We start from the raw sequence: 3,211 nt of genomic DNA on the forward strand, positions 1-3,211 counted from the left end.
GCCGCGCGTGGCTGTCAGGGACGAGGCACCCGCACGTGCCGATCGTCGGCCACGGCAGAGGTTAACAGCGTGCCTGCCAGTTATCCGGCTGCCATCGGCCAAAGTTTGGCACCGGCTTCGGCATTCGCCGACAAAGCCGCCCTTCCGGCCTCGATTTCGGCTGCCTGATAGCTGCCCTTCGTTCACATTGAGAACGATGGCGGGTTTGGGGGCGCGTCCAGGGGCGGAAGAGCGTCGGCGCTGTCGGGGATTCCTGACCGACTGCTTTTAAGTGCCGAGGCTGGGAAAGCTGACGTCTGACACGGATGTGGCGGTAACGTTGGCGGGCACGATAGCGAAGTCGGCGTCGATGAATTAGAGCACCGATGCTGGCGAGGCTACGCTTCCCTGCCCGACTTCGAAATCAGGTTTAGGTTCGACCCAAGTATTAGGAGTTCGCATGCCGACTCTATTTTGCGCTCATTGTGGCACACCATTGACGACAGACTGTGTATGGGGATTAGCTGATCAGCGGGATGTAACGGTGTCCGACCAGCAGTCACCGGTTCCCGAAGGTATTCTAGTTCGAATTGGAGAGGAAAGGGTGCCGATCCATCAGGCCGGTGGGCAGATTGGCACGCATTTATATTCGCCCGATGGAGCAATTGCGGCTCACCCCGACAGCGTGCTGAGGAGCGCAATCGTATCGTGTGGCGTAGATCAGGGGTGCTGTGGCTCGGACGGCTCTGATGGGCCAAACCGTGCCTGCGTCTGCGGTCACGTCGTTGCAACAGAATGGAGTGACTGCTGGACATGGGCAGAGGTCCGTTTCTTGCCAGACGCAGTCGATATTTCAAATTAGGTCGGCATTCGCGTCGCCCGTCAATCGCGCTCAATGGCGTCCCCGGCCATTTGAACAGTCCTGGAAGCCGCCATCTGTTCATCTACACCAGCAGCCCGCATTGCCTCAATCGCAAGACCTTTAGCGACAGGAACCCCTGGCACGCGCCATGTCAGACCGTCGGCACGGTACCGCCATCGATCACATATTCGGCGCCGGTAATGGTGCCGGCTCGGTCGGAGGCGAGGAAGGCGATCAGGCTGGCGACCTCCTCCGGCTTCGAAGCGCGGCCGATCGGGATTCCGCCGAGAGAATCCATGATCATTTGCTTGCCCTGTTCGATACCCACGCCGCTCTCCGCCGCCAGCCGTGTCGCAAGACCCACTGAAGCCTCGGTTTCGATCCAACCGGGTGACACGCGCACGACGCGCACCCCCTTTGGCGAGACCTCCTTCGAGAGGCTCTTGCTGTAGGTCGACAGCGCCGCCTTCGCAGCCGCGTATGCAGTGGTCGCCTCCGGCAGGGGCAGCTGACGCTGGATGGAGCCTACGTGGATCACCACCCCCTGGCCGCGCGCCACCATTTCCGGAACGAGTTCCCGGTCGAGGCGCACCGCGGGCATGAGGTTCAGATCCAGTTCCCTGCGCCATTCTGAATCGCCGAGCGCCGCGAAGCCTCCAGCTGGTGATGACGAGCCGCCCAGCATATGGACGACGATGTCGACGCCCCCGAGTCGCTCACGCATGGCGCCAGCCAGTCGCACGCAATCTTCTGGCCGCGTGAGATCCGCTGCGACGAACTGCGATGCATCCAGAGTGTCGGGTTTCGTCCGGGCGGTCGTCAGGACGCGGGCGCCCAGTTCCTGGAACAAGGCAACCGTGGCAGCGCCGGCGCCGCGGGTGCCTGAGGTGATCAGTGCTCGCTTACCCTCGAGGTTGATGAAGGGGCTCATGGGATGATCTCCAGCTCGCCGATCTTGTCGCCATCGAGGATGAAGAAGTAACGCAGGTCGGTCGGGCTGCCGGGGAAATCGCCGACGAGATGGCTGGTCACGACCGTTCGGCCGCCTTCGCTTGCGATCGAAAACGGCTCGACCGTGTACGTGTATTTCGCCGAGGACTCGTCTTTCCACCCACGGATCGCATCGCGTCCGGCGTAGGTGCGGCCCTCGTCTTTGACGACGGCCGCCTGGGTGAAGCACGTGGCAATGGCCTCGGCACTCAGTCCGGTGTCAGCCGCGAAATAATCCGCGATTGCCGTGGGTAGTTCGATCGCCATTGGTGATCTCCTTTGATGAAATGGCCCGGTCGCTTTTTCGAGCCAAGCCAATCTAGCTATGGACAACCTCGGCGATAATCGGGACAAAGATGGATGAGGTGTTTCGATTTGAGGGATAATGTCTAGGCAGGGTTTGGTCGAACTGGATGCGGTTCTCGCGATCGCACGGAGGGGTTCGTTTCGTGCCGCAGCGCTCGAACTCGAGATGTCGACGACCGCGCTCAGCAACGCAGTCGGTAAGCTGGAGCGCAAGCTCGGCGTGCGTCTGTTCAATCGCACCACCCGCAGCGTTTCGCTTACCGATGCCGGGCGCAACTTCGTGGGGAAGGTCGGGCCCGCGTTGCAGGACATCCATGATGCCATGAACGCTGCGCGATCGCAGCAGGAAACGCCGTCAGGGACACTGCGCATCAATGCCTTTGCGACGGCGGCGCGCGAAATCCTCTCGCCGCTGATACTGAGGTTCCTGAGGCTCTATCCGCAGGTGCATATAGACCTGGTCACCGAAGGGCGGCTCGTCGATGTCGTGGCCGAAGGGTTCGACTTCGGCGTTCGGACGCGGGATCTGATACCGAGCGACATGATAGCCGTGCCGCTGGGGCCAGGCCGGCGCCATATAGTGGTCGGCTCGCCGACCTATTTTCAGAAGCAAGGCAAGCCGCTGGTCCCCCCAGACCTGCTAAGTCACGCCTGTCTGCGAATACGGCTTCCCAACGGCGCCCCCTATCGTTGGCAGTTCGAAAAGGGTGGCCAATCCGTGCAGATCGACGTCACTGGCCCCATCACCCTCGACGAAGCGAGCCTGTCGCGGATCGCCGTGCTGGAGGCGGTGGGCATCGGCTATGTGATGGAGTCCGACGTGCGGGCCGATCTCGATGCGGGGCGGCTGGAGGCGGTGCTCGAAGACTGGACACCGCCGCTCGCGCCCTTGGCGCTCTATTACCCAGGGCGGCGGCATCCCTCCGCCGCATTCAAGGCGTTCATCACCCTTGCCCGCGAATTCTCGAAGCACTCTGACAGTAGGGCATGACTGCTGTCGCCGACATGCACGAACCCGCTTCGCGGGAGGTTCGCGGGGGCGTGAGATAGCGTGGTAATCATAGGCTTTGGGCG

At 62.1% G+C, this 3,211-nt stretch carries 3 protein-coding genes; 1 reads left to right on the top strand and 2 read right to left on the bottom strand.

What is annotated here, in order from left to right; all coding sequences use genetic code 11:
- Positions 1-992: 992 nt before the first annotated feature.
- Entirely contained in the window at positions 993-1,772 is a 780-nt protein-coding gene (locus tag AC3WJD_RS21775) for an SDR family oxidoreductase (protein ID WP_492748916.1), read from the bottom strand.
- A complete protein-coding gene (locus AC3WJD_RS21780; protein WP_492748917.1) occupies positions 1,769-2,098 on the bottom strand; it encodes a nuclear transport factor 2 family protein in 330 nt (109 codons plus the stop codon). Before AC3WJD_RS21780 ends, AC3WJD_RS21775 begins: the two co-directional genes overlap by 4 nt.
- A gap of 118 nt (positions 2,099-2,216) precedes the next feature.
- Between AC3WJD_RS21780 and AC3WJD_RS21785 the strand changes: the two genes are divergently transcribed.
- Entirely contained in the window at positions 2,217-3,128 is a 912-nt protein-coding gene (locus tag AC3WJD_RS21785) for a LysR family transcriptional regulator (protein ID WP_492748919.1), read from the top strand.
- Positions 3,129-3,211: the final 83 nt, after the last annotated feature.

The organism is Sphingobium sp. FW306-1B-F04DB, assembly GCF_058781925.1.

Bases quoted from the DNA above. Each gene is read 5' to 3' on its own strand.
- AC3WJD_RS21775 (WP_492748916.1), bottom strand. From the start codon at position 1,772: ATGAGCCCCTTCATCAACCTCGAGGGTAAGCGAGCACTGATCACCTCA.
- AC3WJD_RS21780 (WP_492748917.1), bottom strand. From the start codon at position 2,098: ATGGCGATCGAACTACCCACGGCAATCGCGGATTATTTCGCGGCTGAC.
- AC3WJD_RS21785 (WP_492748919.1), top strand. From the start codon at position 2,217: ATGTCTAGGCAGGGTTTGGTCGAACTGGATGCGGTTCTCGCGATCGCA.